Origin of the sequence: Sphingobium boeckii (genome assembly GCF_014199215.1) — a bacterium.
Classification (GTDB): domain Bacteria; phylum Pseudomonadota; class Alphaproteobacteria; order Sphingomonadales; family Sphingomonadaceae; genus Sphingobium_A; species Sphingobium_A boeckii.
The window spans coordinates 640118-658945 of record NZ_JACIJC010000001.1 but is presented as its reverse complement, the minus strand read 5'-3'; the positions used below and the strand labels follow the sequence as shown (position 1 = coordinate 658945).

Annotated in this window: 15 protein-coding genes; 6 read left to right on the top strand and 9 right to left on the bottom strand. The window is 61.7% G+C overall.

The window, feature by feature from the left end; genetic code table 11:
- Positions 1–24 precede the first annotated feature (24 nt).
- Positions 25–534, top strand: coding sequence for a sterol desaturase family protein (locus tag FHS49_RS03345; RefSeq protein ID WP_184015191.1), 510 nt, complete (start codon positions 25–27; stop codon positions 532–534).
- Here the strand turns inward: FHS49_RS03345 and FHS49_RS03340 are convergent.
- From FHS49_RS03340 to crtY, 4 genes are all read right to left on the bottom strand, one after another.
- On the bottom strand, positions 531–1391 hold the full coding sequence (locus tag FHS49_RS03340) for a phytoene/squalene synthase family protein (protein ID WP_246350331.1): 861 nt from the start codon (positions 1389–1391) through the stop codon (positions 531–533). The genes FHS49_RS03345 and FHS49_RS03340 overlap by 4 nt on opposite strands.
- Positions 1392–1560: 169 nt before the next feature.
- Positions 1561–2142, bottom strand: coding sequence for a TIGR00730 family Rossman fold protein (locus tag FHS49_RS03335; RefSeq protein WP_184015181.1), 582 nt, complete (start codon positions 2140–2142; stop codon positions 1561–1563).
- A gap of 42 nt (positions 2143–2184) precedes the next feature.
- The gene (locus FHS49_RS03330) at positions 2185–3672 is read right to left on the bottom strand and encodes a phytoene desaturase (protein ID WP_184015179.1); all 1488 of its coding nucleotides are present in this window, start codon (positions 3670–3672) and stop codon (positions 2185–2187) included.
- Between the two features lie 7 nt (positions 3673–3679).
- Positions 3680–4843: a lycopene beta-cyclase CrtY gene (crtY, locus tag FHS49_RS03325; RefSeq protein ID WP_184015177.1), complete on the bottom strand. Its 1164-nt coding sequence runs from the start codon at positions 4841–4843 to the stop codon at positions 3680–3682.
- Positions 4844–4940: 97 nt separating this feature from the next.
- On the opposite strand from crtY, the gene FHS49_RS03320 reads away from it, so the two are divergent.
- The 3 genes from FHS49_RS03320 (at position 4941) to FHS49_RS03310 (ending at position 7025) form a co-directional block, all read left to right on the top strand.
- The gene (locus FHS49_RS03320; protein WP_184015175.1) at positions 4941–5741 is read left to right on the top strand and encodes a sterol desaturase family protein; all 801 of its coding nucleotides are present in this window, start codon (positions 4941–4943) and stop codon (positions 5739–5741) included.
- Positions 5707–6096 carry a DUF2141 domain-containing protein gene (locus FHS49_RS03315; RefSeq protein ID WP_184015976.1) on the top strand — a complete coding sequence of 130 codons (390 nt, stop codon included), beginning with the start codon at positions 5707–5709 and terminating at the stop codon, positions 6094–6096. Before FHS49_RS03320 ends, FHS49_RS03315 begins: the two co-directional genes overlap by 35 nt.
- 74 nt (positions 6097–6170) lie before the next feature.
- Positions 6171–7025, top strand: coding sequence for a MipA/OmpV family protein (locus FHS49_RS03310; protein WP_246350246.1), 855 nt, complete (start codon positions 6171–6173; stop codon positions 7023–7025).
- 43 nt (positions 7026–7068) lie between these two features.
- On the opposite strand, the gene FHS49_RS03305 is transcribed toward FHS49_RS03310, so the two are convergent.
- The 3 genes from FHS49_RS03305 to FHS49_RS03295 form a co-directional block, all read right to left on the bottom strand.
- Entirely contained in the window at positions 7069–7368 is a 300-nt protein-coding gene (locus FHS49_RS03305; RefSeq protein ID WP_184015173.1) for a hypothetical protein, read from the bottom strand.
- A 26-nt stretch (positions 7369–7394) separates the two neighbouring features.
- On the bottom strand, positions 7395–10238 hold the full coding sequence (locus FHS49_RS03300) for a M16 family metallopeptidase (RefSeq protein ID WP_184015171.1): 2844 nt from the start codon (positions 10236–10238) through the stop codon (positions 7395–7397).
- Between the two features lie 147 nt (positions 10239–10385).
- A complete protein-coding gene (locus FHS49_RS03295) occupies positions 10386–12653 on the bottom strand; it encodes a TonB-dependent receptor (RefSeq protein WP_184015169.1) in 2268 nt (755 codons plus the stop codon).
- Between the two features lie 307 nt (positions 12654–12960).
- On the opposite strand from FHS49_RS03295, the gene clpB reads away from it, so the two are divergent.
- Positions 12961–15540, top strand: a complete 2580-nt coding sequence (clpB, locus tag FHS49_RS03290; protein WP_184015167.1) for an ATP-dependent chaperone ClpB — start codon at positions 12961–12963, stop codon at positions 15538–15540.
- Here clpB and FHS49_RS03285 read toward each other — a convergent pair.
- Positions 15537–16529: a TauD/TfdA family dioxygenase gene (locus FHS49_RS03285; protein ID WP_184015164.1), complete on the bottom strand. Its 993-nt coding sequence runs from the start codon at positions 16527–16529 to the stop codon at positions 15537–15539. The genes clpB and FHS49_RS03285 overlap by 4 nt on opposite strands.
- Positions 16530–16577: 48 nt before the next feature.
- Here FHS49_RS03285 and FHS49_RS03280 point away from each other — a divergent pair, with 48 nt between their 5' ends.
- A complete protein-coding gene (locus FHS49_RS03280) occupies positions 16578–17546 on the top strand; it encodes a hypothetical protein (protein WP_184015162.1) in 969 nt (322 codons plus the stop codon).
- Here the strand turns inward: FHS49_RS03280 and FHS49_RS03275 are convergent.
- On the bottom strand, positions 17536–18828 hold the full coding sequence (locus FHS49_RS03275) for an aspartyl/asparaginyl beta-hydroxylase domain-containing protein (protein ID WP_184015160.1): 1293 nt from the start codon (positions 18826–18828) through the stop codon (positions 17536–17538). The genes FHS49_RS03280 and FHS49_RS03275 overlap by 11 nt on opposite strands.

Below are 18828 nucleotides of genomic sequence, written 5' to 3'. Positions count from 1 at the left end.
AGGCGAAGAGCCTATATCCTCCTCATGTCCCTCCCCCTCGGCATCCTTTTGTTCATCGCAACCATCCTCGGCATGGAAATCTTCGCCTACGCCGCGCACCGCTGGCTGATGCACGGCCCCGGCTGGTTCCTGCACGCGAGCCACCATCGGCCACGCACAGGCCATTGGGAGCTGAACGATCTCTATGCGGTGATCTTCGCCATCCCGTCGATCACGCTGATCGCAGGCGGCGTCCAGCTCGGCTGGGGCGATTGGGCCACCTGGGCGGGCGCAGGAATCGCTGGCTATGGCGCGATCTATGCGGGCTTTCACGATGTGATCGTCCACAAGAGGATCAACCACCGTTACCTGCCCAAATCCGATTATATGAAGCGCATCATCCAGGCGCACCGGCTGCATCATGTGGTGGAAACCAAAGAGGGCACGGTGAGCTTCGGTTTCCTCTGGGCACCAAAGCCCGAGGATCTGAAAGCGGAATTGAAGCGGCGCGGCCATGCCGGGGTGCGGGCGCCGGTGGGCAGCTTTCGGGATTAGCGGCCCCGCGTCCAAAGCCCCTCCCGGCTGACATCCTTCCCCGGCTTTGCCATCGCCTGTCCCAGCGCTTTCATTACCCAGCCGATCTTGGCCGCCTTGCTCGTATAAACCCGGTGATCCCAGGCGTGTTCGCCCTTGGCACGCACCTCACGGGCGATGTCGCCATAGATGCCCGCCGCCGCGAGCACGGCCCAGCGCGCGCGGAAGGGGAGCTTGGCCGCGCCCACCCGCGCTGAGGCCTCATAATCCGCGGCCATCTCCGCCAGCCATTTGGCGATGACCGCAAGGCGCTTGCGGAAATGCGGCTTCATCTCTTCGCCGGGCGATATGTCCAGCTCGGTCAGCCAGTCCTGTGGCAGATAACAGCGCCCGCCCGCCGCATCCTCGCTGATATCGCGCGCGATATTGGCAAGCTGAAATGCCAGGCCAAGATCGCAGGCGCGATCCAGCGTATCCTGATCATCGGGATCGACCCCCATCACGATCGCCATCATCACGCCGACGACGCCCGCGACATGATAGCAATAGGTGAGCAGATCCTGCTCGGTGCGCGGCCGCCATTCCGCGGCGTCCATTGCAAATCCCTGCACCAGATCGCGCGGCAGATGGTGCGGGATGGCGCATTCGCGGACGACGATGCCGAGCGCGTCAAACGCAGGATCACCGACGGTTTCGCCGACAAGCGCGCTTTCGGTCTTCGAGCGGATTTCCTCGAAAGCAGCTTCGACCTCGGCATGGTGCGTGTTCATCACTCCGCCATAATCCTGCCCGTCGGCCAGATCGTCGCATTTGCGGCACCAGGCATAGAGCAGCCACGCGCGTTCGCGCGTCACGCGGTCGAACAGCCGGCTCGCCATCGCAAAGGATTTCGAGCCGCGCGCGATGCTCTCACTCGCGGTCGCGACCAGCGCTTCGCGGGTGGCGAAATCCCCCTCCCGCTTGCGGGAGGGATTAGTGGGCTTTTCTTGATTCATGCGAAGTCGGACATGCCCACCCCCTGCCCCTCCCGCAAGCGGGAGGGGAAAATTACAGATCCTGCCGCTTCATCTTCACGATGGTCTCGATCGGGCGCTGCGCCGCCATTTTGGCGAGCAGGCCATCCAGTTGATCATCGACAAGCAATATTTCGCGATGCTGCGGGCGCACGAAGCCGGTCGCGGCCATGGTTTCGACAAAGGCGATCAGATGATCATAATAGCCCGCGACATTGAGCAGGCCGACGGGCTTGGCATGGTAACCAAGCTGCGCCCAGCTCACCGCCTCCCACAATTCGTCCATCGTGCCGACCCCGCCGGGGATCGCAATGAAGCCGTCCGAAAGGTCCGTGAAGCGCGCCTTGCGCTCGTGCATCGTCTCCACGATGTGAAGTTTGGTGCAGCCCAGATGCGCCACCTCCGCGTCGCGCAGCGCCACCGGGATCACGCCGATCACTTCGCCACCCGCCGCCAGCGCGCCATCCGCCACCGCGCCCATCAGGCCCAGCCTGCCGCCGCCATAGACCAGTCCGATGCCCCGTTCGGCCAGTGACCGGCCGATCGCGCGCGCGGATTCCATATAGACCGGATCGGCCGGCGTGGCCGACCCGCAATAGATGGCTATGCGCCTCACAAAATACCCCGAAACCGTTTAGGCGCAGCACCTAATCCCCATTCAGGCATTTTTGCTCCGATCCTCCAGCATCAGCCCTGCTGTGGCCTTGGCGCTGCCCACGACGCCAGGAATGCCAGCGCCCGGATGCGTGCCGGCACCCACGAAATACATGTTCGAGATCGCATCGTCGCGATTGTGAACGCGGAACCACGCGCTTTGCGTCAAGGTCGGCTCCAGCGAGAAGGCGCTGCCCAGATGCGCATTCAGATCCTGCCCGAAATCGGCGGGGGTATAATGGAATTTGGTCACGATCCGCTCATGGATATCGGGAATGAGCCGTTTGCCGATCTCGTCCAATATGCGCTTTTCCAGGATCGGGCCGACCTCGTCCCAATTGACCGGCAATTTGCCCTGATGCGGCACGGGGGCCAGCACGTAAAATGTGGAATGCCCCTCGGGCGCCATGCTCGGATCGGTCACGGTCGGGTGATGCAGATAGAGCGAGAAATCCTCTGCCAGCACGCCATGATCGTAAATATCCGACAGCAGCCCCTTATAGCGCGGGCCGAACAGGATCATGTGATGCGGAATGCCCGGCCATGTGCCCTTCACGCCGAAATGGACCACGAAGAGCGATGGCGAATAGCGCTTCTTTTCGAGCGCCGTCGCCGCGCGCCCGCCGCGGCGGTTTGAGGTCAGCAGATCGCGATAGGTGTGCATGATATCGGCGTTGCTGGCCACGGCATCGGCATCCATCCGCCAGCCGCTCCGCGTGCGCACGCCCGTCGCGCGATCCCCCATCGTCTCGATCTCTTCGACCGGATCACCCAGCCGCAACACGCCGCCCAGCCGCTCGAAATGCGTGACCATCCCCGCCACCAGCCGGTTGGTCCCGCCCTTGGCAAACCAGACGCCGCCATCCTTTTCCAGCTTGTGGATCAGCGCATAGATCGCGCTCGTGGTCATGGGATTGCCGCCCACGAGCAAGGTGTGAAAGCTGAGCGCCTCGCGCAGCTTTTCATTCTGCACGAAGCTGGAGACCATTGAATAGACCGAGCGCCAGGCCTGATATTTCGCCAGTGCCGGTGCGGCCTTGATCATCGACGCAAAATCGAGAAACGCCACGGTGCCGAGCTTCAGATAGCCCTCGCGATACACGCCCGCGGCATATCCCAGGAATTTCTGATAGCCCAGCACATCCGCCGGATTGAGCTTCAATATCTCCTGACGAAGCTGCGCATCATCGTTGGAATAATCGAAATTCGTGCCATCGGGCCAATTCAGGCGATAGAAGGGCATGACCGGTTGCAGCGTGACATCATCGGCCATGTTGCGGCCCGAAAGCGCCCAGAGCTGCTGCAGGCAATCGGGATCGGTGATCACGGTCGGCCCGGCATCGAAGGTGAAGCCGTCACGTTCCCAATAATAGCCGCGTCCGCCCGGCTTGTCCCGCCCCTCGATCAGCGTGGTTTCCACCCCGGCCGATTGCAGCCGGATCGCCAAAGCCAGTCCGCCGAAGCCGGCCCCGATCACCGCAGCCGTCTTCATGAACGTGTCACTTTCGCTTCTCCCTGATCGCCGCGATGGCGCGCCCGATGGGCACCGGCGGCTTGCCGGTCAATATGCGCGCCTTGTCCATGAATGTGGACTGTCCCGCATAAAAGCGCGAAACGAGCCCGGCATCCAGAGAATAGAAGCGTTCCAAAACCTTATACCGCTCGTGCGGCTCTGCGGCACGGAACATCATCTTGTTCAGAAGGCGATAGAAACCGCGGTCGTCCCACGTTTTCTTCGCGAAATCATAGGTCAGATCGTGGAGTGAAATGCCATCGAGCCGGTCCTGCCCCGCAATCAGCGCGGCGGTGCGCACCGCATCGGGCAGCGAATAGCCCGTCGTGGGATGAAACAGCCCGGCGCGCACGCCGGCTTTGGGCACCTGTTTGCCCCCTGAATCCCAGTAACGATCGAAATCGCCGCCCATGCACACCGGCAGCACGCCGGTTTCCTCCCGCGCCACATGGTCGATCTTCCAGCCGCGCTGCTTGGCATAAGCCGCGACGCGCTTGCGATATTTGGCGGGATCGATCTGCGGCGTATCGCTGTAATAGGTATCCTCGACGAACATGCGATCTTCGCCGAACGGCAGCGCATAGACGAATCGATAGCCGTCGATCTGATCCACCGTGGCATCCATCACCAGAGGCAGCGCTTCGCCATGCGCCTTTTCCAGGATCAGTTCCTGCCCCAGGAATTTCTGCCAGCCGAGATCGAGCAGGCCCAGTTCAGCCGGGCCGCGCGCGTCGATCACGCCGCCCGCTTTCACCCTGTGACCGCCCGCGATCACAACGCTGGTGCGCGTGACCGCGGCCACGCGACGTCCGGTCATCAGCGCCTTTCTGGGCAGGGTGGCGCGCACATGCGCATCCAGCCGTTCGGAGAGAATCGAATAATAGCGTCCATCAATGGACCGGCCGTGCGCGGGAAAGCGCACCTCATGTCCCTTCCACATATGCCCGATCAACGGCGCGACCAGCCAGCGATCATCGGGCGCGACATCTTCGGCGAAGAAGGACCACACATGATCGCCGCCGATCACGCTGCTTTCCTCGATCAGCCGGATATCAAGCCCCGGATGCCGCGCATGAAGCGCGAGCGCAATGAGCGATCCAGCGAGTCCGCCCCCCACAATGGCGATGTCACAGGTGATTTTACTAGGCATTGAAAGAGCGCCCTAGCCGAGCCTTAACCAAGACACAAAGGGGTTTCGGAGGCCGGGCCGATTGCCCGCGACGACATGCGGGCGTAAGGCCGAAAATATGTCCGTCACGCTCGCCATCGCGCTGTCCGCGCTTGCCATGACGATCATCATCGGTGTCCGCTATCTGCTTGCCAGCGCCGGATTCGCGCTGGCCACGCGGATCAAGCATCCGGGCCTCTATGCCGGGCAGGATCGGCAGATGCGCCGGGAAATCATCTGGTCGCTCGCCAGTGCTGCGATCTATGGCGTGCCGGCGGGCATCGTCGCCTGGGGCTGGCAGAATCGCGGATGGACGCTGATCTATGCGGACGTGAACGCTTATCCCTTGTGGTATCTGCCGCTGTCGGTTTTTTTCTATCTTTTTGCCCACGATGCGTGGTTTTACTGGACCCATCGCTGGATGCACCGGCCCCGCCCGTTTCGCATCGCCCATGCCGTGCATCACGCCAGCCGACCGCCCACGGCATGGGCGGCGATGAGCTTTCATCCCATAGAGGCGATCACCGGCGCTGTGGTCATTCCATCACTGGTCTTCGCAATTCCGATCCATATCGGCGCACTGGCGCTTGTGCTGACGATCATGACGGTTATGGGGGTGACCAATCACATGGGCTGGGAGATGTTCCCCCGGTCCGTCCACGGGGGGCGCCTGGGGGGCTGGCTGATCACCGCGAGCCATCATCAAAGGCACCACGCCGAATACAGGTGCAATTATGGTCTCTATTTCCGGTTCTGGGACAGGCTCTGCGGCACGGACAAAGGGCTGGGCACGTTCGATCTTCCGGGCGACCCGAAAGACGGGCGCGGCGGCGCTGGTGTTCGCGATGCTGGGCGGCGGGGCGGCACCGGGCGCGCTTGATATCCAGTTCGCAAACCTGCGTTCGCAAAAGGGGCTGATCCGCATCTGCCTTACGGCCTATCCGAAGAATTTCCCCGGCTGCACTGACGACAGAAATGCCATCACCCGCTCCGTCCACGCTTCGGACGGCCGGACGCATATCACCGGGCTGCCCTCGGGCGATTATGCGCTGGCGCTGATCCACGATGAAAACAGCAACGCCAAGCTGGACACCTTCGCCGGCATTCCCAAGGAAGGCATCGGCTTTTCGCGCAACCCAACGCTTGGTTTCGGCCCCCCGAAGTTCGCCGCGGCGCAATTCGGCATGAGCACCGGGACGGTGACGCAAAGCGTGAAGATGAAATATTTTCTATAGTTGGCGATACGCAACTAATTGACGTTTCGATACGTTTCCGATTCCAATGGTTTAAGAAACAGGGAATCCGATTCATGAAATCAATGCTCGCAAGGCGCACAGTGCGCGCGACGATCTTGGTGTGTTCACTTGCCGTCGCGCCGGGCGTCTTTGCACAGGATAATGCCGGTCCGCCGGATAATGATGATACCCTCACCATCGGTGCCGCAGCGGCCATCGTGCCGACCTATGAAGGTTCGGATGACTATCGCATCATTCCCGGCCCGGCGATCCGCGGCAAGATTTCGGGTCACAATTTCTACACGCGCCAGTCAGCATTTTATTTCGACCTAATCCCGGAAAAGCCCGGCAACAATCTGGACCTGTCTCTGGGCGTCGCCGCCGGCACCCGGTTCAGCCGCACGCGCGGCATCAAGGATCCTCAGGTGAAGCTGCTCGGCAAACTGGATACGCCGATCGAGCTGGGTGGCTTTGTCGGCATCGCCAAGACCGGCGTGATCACCAGCGATTATGACACCATCGGCGTGCGCGTCTCCTATCTGCGCGACGTGGCCAATGCGCATGACAGCTATGTGATCCAGCCCGCCTTCGAATATGGCACGCCACTCAGCCAGAGCCTTTATGTCGGCTTCGACGTCTCCGCGGACTATGTCGGCAGCAGCTATGCGCGTTATTATTATAGCGTCAGCCCCGCCGGCACGGCGGCGAGCGGCCTTGCCACCTATGATCTCGACAAGGGATGGAAGAACATCAGCACCACCGTGCTCGCGAATTACGCTTTGTCCGGCGATCTGCGCACCGGCTGGTCAGTCTTCGCAACGGGCAGCTATTCCAAGATGCTGGGTGAATTCAAGCGCAGCCCGATCGTGCGCGACGCCGGCAGCGCCAACCAATGGTTTGGCGCGTTGGGCGTAGCCTATACATTTTGAGGCAATACCCTCCCCTGGCGCAACCAGGGGAGGATTTGAGGCGTCAGACTCGTGTGCCCGAGAGCGGAAAGCTGCCGAACGCGCCCGCGCCTGCGCTGCCGGTGATCGCATCGCCGCTCACCGTGGCTTCGCAATCCAGGGTCATCGGCATTGGCACCTTGAGATTCATCTTCCAGGTGAGCTTGTCACCATCCACCTTGCCGTCTTCCACATCGAGCGAACCCATCGCGCCGGCCATATTGCCGGTGAAAGCGGATCCATCGCTGGCGACGGTGAACACCGATTGCTGATCGCCCAGCGGCGATTTCACCACCACATTCCACGCACCATCCACATTCGCCATTTCACTCTCCTTCTTGATTGTCGGGTTCAGGGCTGAACCACTTCGATCGGCAAGCCCAGTTTTTCCAGTTGCGGCTTCACCGTCGTTGCATCGCCAACGACCACCCACAGGAATTGATCCGGATCGATCGCCGCGCGTGCGGCCTTGTCCAGGGCGTGGGCGGTCATGCCGCGGTAAACTGTGGTCAGGCCATCATAATAATCATCGCTCCGCTTGTAGAGGATGTTGCGCTGCATGGCGCCCAGCACATCGCCCGCGGTTTCGAAGGATCCCGGCAATTGCCGGATGCTGCTGATCCTGGTGCGTTCAAGCTCTTCGGGCGTGACGCCCTTGTTCGTCAGGAAACTGCCGATCTGCTGCCGCAGCGCCTCGATCGACGCGCCGGTCTTGTCCGCCTGAACCGGTGCGAACACCATATAAGGCACCTGTTCGGCGACGCGGTTGACCAGCGTGTTCACGCCATAGGACCAGCCCTTCGTCTCCCGCAGATCCATGTTGATCCGTGAGAGGAAATTGCCGCCGACCACATCATTGGCGGACAACAGTTCGACCAGTTCGTCGGTGCCCTTCACCGGCAATATCTCTCCGGCGAGGATCAGCGATTGCGGCGAATCCTTGCGGTCTACCAGCACGATCCTGTTTTTCGCAGGAGGAAGGGCGGGGCTGAAATCCTTCACGCCCGCCGGCCCCTGCGCCGCCCATGTGCCGAAGCGCGCCTCGATCTCGCTCTTCACCTTCGCCAGCGGCAGATCGCTGACCACAAAGATCATCGCCTTGTCCGGCCGGAACCAGGCATTGTGAAAGGCGACCAGATCATCGCGGCTCACCTGCGCCACGGCCTTGGGATCCCCCGTGCCGGTGAACGGCACGCCATAGGGATGATCCTTCCCGTAAAGCAAAGGCGGCAGGGTGCGCAGCGCCAGCGCCTGCGGTTGCGTCATCTCGCTCGCAATGCGGGCAAGCTGCTGTCCGCGCAGCCGCTCGACCTCGCCGGGCGCGAAAGCAGGGTTCTTCACGATATCGGCGAACAGATCGAGCGACGGGGCCAGATTGGCGGAGAGCGCGAACAGATTGACCGATGTGCGGTCCATGGACGCGCCGGTGGAGATGCTCGCGCCCAGAATTTCCTGCCGCTCGGCGATCTGAACCGAATCCAGCGTCGTGGTGCCTTCATCCAGCAGCGAGAGCAGCAGCGATTGCGTGCCGAGGTTGGCCTTGGGATCGGCGGCATTGCCGGCATCGAGGCTGAACGCCATCTGCGTGATCGGCACCGCGTCGCGATGCGCATAGACCAGTTCGACGCCGTTGGAGAGCGTGGCGCGCTCCACCTTGGGAAAGTCCAGATCGGCAATCGTCCCGACATCGGGCAATTTGCTACGGTCGACGCCATTCGCACCGGCGGCCTGACGCGCCGCGACCGGGCCGGACGAGGCGGTCTCGGGCTCGGTCACGCTGGCGGGGACGCCGCTGGATTCCTCGTAGGCCACGCGCTGGCCGGGCATCACATAGAGCGCATACACCGGCCGCGTCAGCCATTTCTGCATCGCTTTCGTGACCTGTTCAGGCGTGACAGCGGCATAAGCGGCAAGCTGTTTCTTGTAGAATTCCGGATCTTTGGAATAGAGCTCGCCTTCGGCCAGCGCGACCGCCTTGCCACCAAAGCCGCCCACCGATTCCAGCCCGCTGATGCGCCCCGCCGCAGCGCTGGTCGCCACGCGCTGCACCTCTTCGGCGGTCGGCCCCTTGGCGATATAATCGCCCAGAATGGCGTCCAGTCGCTGATAGACCTGGGCCAGATCCGCACCCGGCTTTACATCCACCGTCACCTCGAACTGACTGACGCCCGCCAACTCCTGCAGGCTGGCGGTCACGGCCACGGCCAGCTTTTCCTGCCGCACCAGAATATTATCCAGCCGCGAGCTCGCCAGCCCGCCCAATACGGTCGCGCCCACGGCCAGCGGCACAGCATCGGGATCATTCAGCCCCGGCACGATCCAGTCCCGATAGATGCGGGTGGTCGCCACACGGTCCATGATCACTTCGGTCTTGGGCGCGGGCAGCGTCGGCACGGATATCTCCGGCACGACGGGTTCAGGGCCGCGCGCGATATCGCCGAAATATTTCTCCACCAACGGCTTGGCCTGCGCCACATCCACATCGCCCGCCAGCACCAGCACGGCGTTGTTCGGGCCATAATGCTGGCGAAACCAGTTTTTCACATCCTCAAGGCTGGCCGCATCCAGATCGGCCATCGAGCCGATCACGGAATGGCCATAGGGATGCTCGGGCGGCATGAGCGCGGCGATCTGGGTATATTCGACCAGACCGTAAGGCTGGGTATCCCCCTGCCGCTTTTCATTCTGGACCACGCCAATCTGGTTGGTCAGCGTCTGCTGGGTCACAGCGCCCAGCAGATGCCCCATGCGATCGCTCTCCAGAAACAGCGCCCGCTCCAGCGCCGCGGCGGGCACGGTTTCGAAATAATTGGTGCGGTCGTAAGAGGTCGTGCCGTTATAATCAGTCGCGCCGATATCCTCCAGCGGCGCGAAGAAATCGCCCGGCACATTCTCGGACCCGTTGAACATCAGATGTTCAAACAGATGGGCGAAGCCCGTCTTGCCCTTCGGCTCGCGCGTCGATCCCACGTCATACCATATGGACACGGCCACGATCGGCGCCTTGCGATCGGTGTGCACCAGCACTTTCAGGCCGTTATCCAGCGTGAATCGCTGATAGGGAATATCGACCTGCTTCACGAGATCGGCGACGGGAACCGCTCCGCTCCCCGTGATCGGTTCACGCGCGCCGGCGGCGGTGAGACCCAGCGCGAGCAATGGCAGAAGCAGAGAAAGACGAGAGACGCGACCCATTATTACATCCTGATTTGCAACCCGACGCGACCATAGCAGCGGCGGCGGGGCGGGCAAGCCAGGCCATCCCGCCATCAGCGAGACTGATGGCGGGATGGACATGGGGCGTTGAATGGCCATTCCGGGATATCGGAATGGCCGGGATCGTCAGAATCCCTTGCGCACCGTGAGGAACACCTGCTGCGGCGCGCCGGCCAGCAGCGTCTGATTATCACCGCTATTGCCGAAGCCGTTCGAACCGATCGTGGCCACATAGGCCTTGTCGAACAGGTTGGTGGCGTTGAGCTGCACTTCCAGACCGGTCAAAGCGCCCTGCAGGAAGCGGTAGCCCAGGCTGGCGTCCGCAATGCCGCGTCCGGGCACCGAACGGTCGTTGAGATAGTTGAAATAGCGCTTGCTCATATAGTTGATGCCCAAACGACCGAAGATGGTGCCGTCGTCATAGGCCAATTCCGCCTTGGCGAGATGCTTCGGACTATCGACCACATTCTTGCCCGAAGTGGCTGCAACGACCACACCCAGCGCGTTGAACACGTCATCGCGATAGGTCGAATCATTGTAGCTATAGGATCCGAAGATGCTGAAGCCGCCGCCCAGGCGGAATTCGCCCGCGGTTTCGAAGCCATAGGAACGCACAGCGCCCACATTTTGCAGAATCGCGGGATTGCCGACAATGCCGGCACCGGTGGTGAACGCGAGCAGGCGATTGCGGAAGTTGACGTAATAGACGCCCGCCGTGCCGCTGAACGCACCCGATTTCATGCGCAATCCAAGCTCATATGTGTCCGATTCCTCGGGCTTGAGCGAACCGCTGATCGCGGCGAAACCGGCCTGGGTCGTGGCGAACGGCCCGGTTGTTGCCGATGAGGTGAAGGCGCGGGTCAATTGCGTGAAGCTGGCGAACACTTCGCCATGCTCGTCGATCTTGAACGTCATGCCCGCGTGCGGCTGAAACCAATCCTTGGATTCAATCTTGCCGCTGGCCAGCGAGCCCGCCGTCAGCGGATCGGCGGCGTTCTTGACTTGGAACCCCTTCCAACCAAGCGCGAGCGTGGCGCGACCCAATGCGATCTTGTCTTCGACATGATATTGCAGCGTCTTGGTATTATAGTCGAAATCCCATTGGGTTGCGAAGGGATCCTTCTGGAATTGGAGCGCGCTGCGGCCTGGATCGGTCCGGCTGGTCAGCCCGTAAAAGCGCCGCGCCTGCTGGAAATCATTATTCTCATACCAGGCACCCACGGCGAGTGTATTTACGCCCATCTCTGCGGTCACGCCGCCGAAAACACCCGTGCGCTTCATATCATATTCAGTGGTGCGGATAGAGATCGGCACGCCGGTCGGTGACGGCACATAGGGGGTGAACCACAGACCCTGGCCATGATTGTCATGATGATAGACCTTCACGCTGACCGTCACGCCCTCGGCGATCCGCCCATCGATGCCGATCGAACCCAGATAATCCTGACGCAGGCCCGCGGCGTCGAAATAGACATCGTCCACGGTCCCATAAGGTGCCGGATAGACTGTGCCCGCCGCCGGATTGAGCGGTGTCGCGCCGCTGTCGCCGCGATTGGCAGCAACATCGGCAATCCGCAGCGCCAGCGCATAATCGTCCGCGATATTGTCATTTTCCAGCCCGAGCCGCCGGATCATGTCCAGCGAAAGATCCTGATAATCCTGCTCACGACGATCCGAAAAGCTGAAGAAACCGGTCAGGTTGAAATTGCCCACCGGCACGATTGCCTTGGCGTTGACGGCATGTTGGCGCTGGGCGCCATCGCCCTTCCATTTGTCCGTGGTGAGATAGCCATAGCTCAGATAACCGCGCGCGCCGCCTTCGCTGCCCGCATCGATCCGTGCGAAGCCGCGATAGCTATTGTCGCTGCCTGCAGTGCCGTTCAGCTTGACGCCGAATGCGCCGACGGGATCACTGGAAAGAAATTCGATCGTGCCGCCGAGATTGTTGGTGGCCTGCGTGCCCAGCGATCCGCCGCCCTGCGAAACCCGGGTCGTGCCGATATTCTCGGAGCTGATCGCGCGGCTGATGTGCAGGCCGTTTACGTTGCCATAGCTGTGATCGCCCAAGGGAATGCCATCAAGCGTGAAGCCGATCTGATTCTGGTTGAACCCGCGGATCGAGAGGCGCTGGGACCATTCATACGCGCCAAATGCGTCCGCGGACTGGAAATTCACGCTCGGCAGCTTTTCAATGGCCTTGAGTGGGCTGGTGCCCGGTGTGAGGATCACGATATCCTCCTGCTTCAGTTCCTGAACCTGGCGGGTCTGGCCGCTGCCGATGACGATGATTTCGGAATCGCTCTCATAGGCGTCCACGGGCGCGATATCCTGCGCAATGGCGGGCGCGCCGATGAACGCAGCGGATGCGAGCAGGCAATGAATGTAATGGCGCATGATTGTGTCCCCCTTGTGAGGAGCGCAGCCTTAGGAACATATTGTGACGCGATCGCAATGTTCTGATGGCGTGAAAAAGTCTGTTAAATGGCAGTTTTGCGACGGCGTAATGCCGGATCACCCGTGTCCCCGCGAATAATCCCGGCAAGCCCGTTCTAATCCGCCGCTTCGTGCACACTAAGCGCAAATCCCTATTTCGCAGTGCCGCGTGCCGGTGCATCACCGCCGAACGAAAAAAGCGCGTCGCACCATCTTGTGTTGCACAAATACCACACCATATGCCGGTGACCGCAAAGTGGAGTGTTGAATGAACCTCGAGAAATTCACCGATCGCGCCAAGGGCTTCCTCCAGTCTGCGCAGACCGTTTCGATCCGCAACAGCCATCAGCGCATCGCGCCCGAGCATCTTTTGAAGGCGCTGCTCGAAGACGAGCAGGGCATGGCCTCCGGCCTGATCAAGGCCGCCGGCGGCGACGCACAGATCGCGCTGGCGGAAACCGACAAGGCGCTCGCGAAGATTCCCGCCGTTTCGGGCGGCGGCGCGCAGCAAACGCCGGGGCTGGACAATGATCTGGTGCGCGTGCTCGATTCTGCCGAACAGGTCGCGCAGACCGCCGGGGACAGTTATGTCACCGTCGAACGCCTGCTGCTCGCTTTGGTGCTCGCCACTACGACGCCGGCTGGCAAGGCGCTGGCCGCCGCGGGGGTGAAGGCGGAAGCGCTCAACGCCGCGATCAACGAACTCCGGGGCGGCCGCACCGCCGATACCGGCACCGCCGAGGATCGCTATGACGCGCTCAAGAAATTCGCGCGCGACCTGACCCAGGCGGCGCGCGACGGCAAGCTGGATCCCGTGATCGGCCGCGACGAGGAGATCCGCCGCACCATCCAGATTCTCGCCCGGCGCACCAAGAACAATCCCGTCCTCATCGGCGAGCCGGGCGTGGGCAAGACCGCGATCGCCGAAGGGCTGGCGCTGCGCATCGTCAATGGCGACGTGCCCGACGGGATCAAGGGCCGTAAATTGATGGCGCTCGACATGGGCAGCCTGATCGCCGGTGCCAAATATCGCGGCGAATTCGAGGAACGGCTGAAGGGCGTGCTGGACGAGGTCCGCGGTGCCGAGGGCGACATCATCCTGTTCATCGACGAGATGCACACGCTGATCGGCGCGGGCAAGGGCGAGGGCGCCATGGACGCCAGCAATTTGCTCAAGCCCGCTTTGGCGCGCGGCGAACTGCATTGCATCGGCGCGACCACGCTGGACGAATATCGCCAGCATGTGGAGAAGGATCCCGCGCTGCAGCGGCGTTTTCAGCCCGTGTTCGTGGGTGAGCCGACGGTGGAGGATACGGTCTCGATCCTTCGTGGATTGAAGGAGAAATACGAGCTGCACCACGGCGTGCGGATCACCGACAGCGCCCTGGTCGCCGCGGCCACCCTATCCAACCGCTATATCACCGACCGTTTTCTGCCCGACAAGGCGATCGACCTGATGGACGAGGCCGCCTCGCGGCTGCGCATGGAGGTCGAATCCAAGCCCGAGGAGATCGAGACGCTTGATCGACGGATCATCCAGTTGAAGATCGAGCGCGAGGCGCTGAAGAAGGAGACCGACACCGCATCCAAGGATCGCCTCGCCGCGCTGGAGGCCGAACTGGTCAATTTGGAAGAGCAATCGGGTGAGCTCACCACGCGCTGGCAAGGCGAGAAGGACAAGATCCAGGGCGAAGCCAAAATCAAGGAAGCGCTCGATGCGGCGCGCCTCCAGCTTGATCAGGCGCAGCGCGCGGGTGATCTGGCGAAGGCCGGTGAGCTGCAATATGGCACGATCCCGTCGCTGGAAAAGCAGCTCGCGGATGCGGCGGCGCTCTCTTCGTCGGCCATGTTGCGCGAGGAAGTGACCGCGGATGACATCGCCTCGGTGGTCTCGCGCTGGACCGGGATTCCCGTGGACCGGATGCTGGCTGGTGAGCGCGAAAAGCTGTTGAAGATGGAAGAAGCGATCGGCAAGCGCGTGATCGGGCAATCCGACGCCGTAGCCGCCGTGTCGCGCGCGGTGCGCCGCGCGCGCGCCGGTTTGCAGGATCCCAATCGTCCGCTCGGCAGCTTTCTCTTCCTTGGCCCCACGGGGGTGGGCAAGACCGAATTGACCAAGGCATTGGCGGGTTTCCTGTTCGACGATGACAATGCGATGGTGCGCATCGACATGAGCGAATTCATGGAAAAGCACACCGTCTCCCGTCTGATTGGAGCGCCCCCAGGCTATGTTGGTTATGAGGAGGGCGGCGTTCTCACCGAAGCGGTTCGCAGAAGGCCCTATCAGGTCGTCCTGTTCGACGAGGTGGAAAAGGCGCATCCCGACGTGTTCAACATCCTGCTGCAGGTGTTGGACGATGGCCGCCTGACCGACGGACAGGGCCGCACCGTGGATTTCGCCAATACGCTGATCATCCTGACCTCGAATTTGGGCAGCCAATATCTGTCATCCATGACGGACGATCAGAAGGTGGAGGATGTCGAGCCGCAAGTGATGGAGATCGTGCGCGGGCATTTCCGCCCCGAATTTCTCAACCGGCTGGACGAGATCATCCTGTTCCATCGCCTGAGCCAGCAGCACATGGCCCCGATCGTGGATATCCAAGTGGGCCGCGTGGGCAAATTGCTCGCCGATCGCAAGATCATCCTCGATCTGACCGACGCCGCGCGCGCGTGGCTCGGCCGGGTGGGCTATGATCCCGTCTATGGCGCAAGGCCACTCAAACGCGCGGTGCAGCGCTATCTGCAGGATCCGCTGGCGGACATGATCCTGCGTGGCGATGTGCCGGATGGGGTGACGGTGAAGGTGGATGAAGGCGATGGGGCGTTGAGCCTTAACGTCGGTTAGCCCTCCGCTGCCGCCTGCCGCAATCGCGGATGATCGGGCGGCAGCGGTGGTTCGAAATCCTCGCGCCGCCAGATGGCGTGCACCGGTTCTTCAGGATCGGGTTTGGCGAAACCGAGATAACCAAAGAAGCTCGCGATCAATCGCTCGGCGGGATCAACGATTGCAGTTCGTCCGTGCATAAACCGCGTATTGTCGAGCATCAGTACGTCGCCCGCGCGCCAATCAATCGCGACGCTCAGGCGATCGCCGGTCGCCTTGATCGCTTGGAGCCAGGCTTCGGGCACAGGATATCCATCATCCAGAACCGGGTGATCGGGCCGTCCATTGTTGAATCGCGCGAAGAGCAGGAAATTGCCGAAAGCCGGCGCATCCAGGAACATCGGCTTGTGAAGAGCTGGCCGGGTGAAGGCGCGAACGATGTCTCCATCCGGAAATCGACGGAAGAAATAAGGACATTCCGGCGGAGGTGCCATGAGTTGCGCATCGCTTGGGTCCGGCGTTCCCAGCCAGTAGTCCAGCAGGCTCGGCCAAGTCGGCTTGATGTAGAGAAGCCTGCGGTTCTTCAGCCCAAGGCGCACCATTTCCGGCAATTCGCGCACCAGCGCCACACCGTCGCAAATCGTCGTCTGGCCGCCGCGGCTGGGTGCCGAAAGGCAGGCAAAAAAAGCCGCGTCAGGCTTCCACGGCTCCCGCGACAATTCTGGATGGAGCGAAAAGGCACCGGTGCCCCCGTCGACCGTATGGATATTGCCGATCGGATCGAGCAGTTGCCTGCCCGGGCTCTCATTTACCACTGCCGTGGTGCAAAACTGTCTGGCAAAGATCCGAAATTGCACGACGTCTGCGCCGAACCCGCGAAAGAGGAGCGCTCCATGAGCCTTGTAGAGATCGATGATCAGCGCCGGATCGATATCGACGATGCCGCCCTCATCGACGGGTTCGATAACGACATGAGGCTGGCCGGATTTCGGCAGATGGACGTGCGTCATGATGACGGGGGATAGCCGTATTCGGCAGCGCAAGCTATAGCCTGTGCGATGCCTCTGACGCTTGACGATCTCTTCGCTTCGCCCGACCATTTTCTTCATTCGTTCGAAGACAATGCGGCATTGTTCATGCCCATGGACCGCGCGGCCTATCATCGCTCGATCTTTCTGGACGGGCGCATTTCGCCGGCCGCCGATCAATCGATGAGATTGCCCCTGGCCACCCTGACCAGTATGCCGCGTACATCGCTGCCGGCAGCCTGGATCTTTCACATGGCCCATTGCGGCTCGACCCTGCTAGCACGCGCGCTCGATGAGCCCGAGGCCAGTCTTGTCCTGCGCGAGCCTTTGGCGCTGCGGCAAACCGCAATCCGCCCCGACGCACAGCGGCTGACTATCGTCACTGCGATGATCAGCAAGCGCTACCGTGCCGACGCACCCACACTGATCAAGGCGAATGTGCCTGTCAACTTTCTGCTGCCGCAGTTGGCGGCGGCCGCCCCCGCCGCGCATATCATCCTGCTTTACCTGCCGTTGCGCGAATATCTTCTCGCAATCCTGCGCACCGACAATCACCGCAATTGGCTGCGCAATGTCACCGCGAACCTGGCGCATTATCTTGGCGACCTCTCCGCACTGACTGATGCAGAGCGAGCGGCTGCGCTCTGGCGCGCGCAAATAGACATCTTCGCCGAGGTACTTTCGCTGATGCCCAATGCGCGCGCGCTGGACGCGGAGCGTTTTTTTGCAGAACCGGAACGTGTGAGCAAGATGGCAGCACTGCATCTGGGCATCCCCATTCCAGATCAGGCGATCGAACGATCGGTCGCCGGTCCGTTGTTTTCGACCTATTCCAAAAATCCCGAAATCGCATTCGACAATGCCGCGCGGGTTGCACGGCGGGCCGAGGTCGCGCGGGGAAGTGCGCCGGAATTCAAGCAGGCGGAGGCTTGGCTCGTTCGCAATATGGCAACCGCATCGCTGCCAGACGCGCTCTTAACGTCAGCCCTTATTCGCTAACTCTGATCGCGCTGGCGGGCGCGCCGGTCTCGTCTGCTGAAGCGAGGTAAAATTGCCGCAGCAGATCGCGCTCCACTGAGGTTATGTAAGGATTCCAAACATCGAAGATCAGGATTGCGCGCATCGCATCCGATCCGTTCCACGCTTCATGCTCGATCGTGTCGTCAAATGCCCAAGCTTCGCCGGCCTTCCAGTGTCTCGTTTCGCCTCCGACGCGAAAGCGGCAGTCCGGTGGAACGATCAACGGTAAGTGGATGATCGTGCGAACATTGCTCACCCCGGTATGCGCGGGAAGGTGTGCGCCCTGCCGGAGCAACGAAAAGAACACCGTCGGCGTCCGCCCGGGCAAATCCGACAAGGGCAGCGCCTCGACTATTGCCGCGGTGCGGGGCACGCGTGCGCAAACGGCGTCATCACGCTTTCCATCCTTCCACAGATGTATCGCGCCCCATTCCAGAGAATGATCCAGCGACGACCATTTGTTGGCGGGCGTACCGGGCTCCATCGCGACATAGGGCCTTATCGCAGCCGCATCATCGGCCAGCATCACCTCCAGTTCCGCACGGATCACATCCGCTTGTGCCTCTAAAGTTTCAAACCAGGCAAAATGTTCGCGCGCAAAGAATTCGTCGGCAGGGAGGAATGGAAAGTGCATCCCCGCACATTGATTGATGTAAATCTGGCGGCGGCCCAGCGCGTGATCGATACACGCATCGAAACGACGCAGATCGGCAGAGGGCATGGCGGCCCGCGCCTCGGCCAGCTTCCGATCAATCGTGTTCGCAAACCCATCCCGCCAGTGTGCGACATAATCGCGTGCGTGATCCAGCATGATCTCAAGCGCGGCGGGGCGCTCCTCGATCAGCGGTGCCATCGCCAGGACGCCGCTCCAGCGTTCGGCCGCGGACGATCCATCACCGCGCCGCTCGAACAATTCGGCCATGCGCACCAGGGCCATGAAATGGCGCTGGTCGATCGAAAGTGCGCCGCGGAGCGCCTCTTCCTCGGCCGCGTCATCGCGGCATTCGCGATACGCCCGCGCCAGGTTCATCCAGAGTTCTGGAGCATCGGGATCCGCAGCAATGGCGCGACGCAGCAGCGAAACCGCCTCCCCGAAATTCTCTTGAGCGATTGCATGCAATCCCAGCGCGTTTAGCGCCTGCGGCTGCGCCCCGTCCTGCACAACCACATCCCGAAATAGCTTGATCGCCGCGTCGTTCCGGCCGGCGCGCCGCTCCTGAACGGCGGCCGTGAGCATCTTCTGGATTTGCGGCTGATCCAT

What these genes read in the sequence shown, in the direction of transcription:
- FHS49_RS03345 (WP_184015191.1), top strand. Translation starts at nt 25, where the DNA reads ATGTCCCTCCCCCTCGGCATCCTTTTGTTCATCGCAACCATCCTCGGC.
- FHS49_RS03340 (WP_246350331.1), bottom strand. Translation starts at nt 1,391, where the DNA reads ATGGCGAGCCGGCTGTTCGACCGCGTGACGCGCGAACGCGCGTGGCTG.
- FHS49_RS03330 (WP_184015179.1), bottom strand. Translation starts at nt 3,672, where the DNA reads ATGAAGACGGCTGCGGTGATCGGGGCCGGCTTCGGCGGACTGGCTTTG.
- crtY (WP_184015177.1), bottom strand. Translation starts at nt 4,843, where the DNA reads ATGCCTAGTAAAATCACCTGTGACATCGCCATTGTGGGGGGCGGACTC.
- FHS49_RS03320 (WP_184015175.1), top strand. Translation starts at nt 4,941, where the DNA reads ATGTCCGTCACGCTCGCCATCGCGCTGTCCGCGCTTGCCATGACGATC.
- FHS49_RS03315 (WP_184015976.1), top strand. Translation starts at nt 5,707, where the DNA reads ATGCTGGGCGGCGGGGCGGCACCGGGCGCGCTTGATATCCAGTTCGCA.
- FHS49_RS03310 (WP_246350246.1), top strand. Translation starts at nt 6,171, where the DNA reads ATGAAATCAATGCTCGCAAGGCGCACAGTGCGCGCGACGATCTTGGTG.
- FHS49_RS03305 (WP_184015173.1), bottom strand. Translation starts at nt 7,368, where the DNA reads ATGGCGAATGTGGATGGTGCGTGGAATGTGGTGGTGAAATCGCCGCTG.
- FHS49_RS03300 (WP_184015171.1), bottom strand. Translation starts at nt 10,238, where the DNA reads ATGGGTCGCGTCTCTCGTCTTTCTCTGCTTCTGCCATTGCTCGCGCTG.
- FHS49_RS03295 (WP_184015169.1), bottom strand. Translation starts at nt 12,653, where the DNA reads ATGCGCCATTACATTCATTGCCTGCTCGCATCCGCTGCGTTCATCGGC.
- clpB (WP_184015167.1), top strand. Translation starts at nt 12,961, where the DNA reads ATGAACCTCGAGAAATTCACCGATCGCGCCAAGGGCTTCCTCCAGTCT.
- FHS49_RS03285 (WP_184015164.1), bottom strand. Translation starts at nt 16,529, where the DNA reads ATGACGCACGTCCATCTGCCGAAATCCGGCCAGCCTCATGTCGTTATC.
- FHS49_RS03280 (WP_184015162.1), top strand. Translation starts at nt 16,578, where the DNA reads ATGCCTCTGACGCTTGACGATCTCTTCGCTTCGCCCGACCATTTTCTT.
- FHS49_RS03275 (WP_184015160.1), bottom strand. Translation starts at nt 18,828, where the DNA reads ATGGATCAGCCGCAAATCCAGAAGATGCTCACGGCCGCCGTTCAGGAG.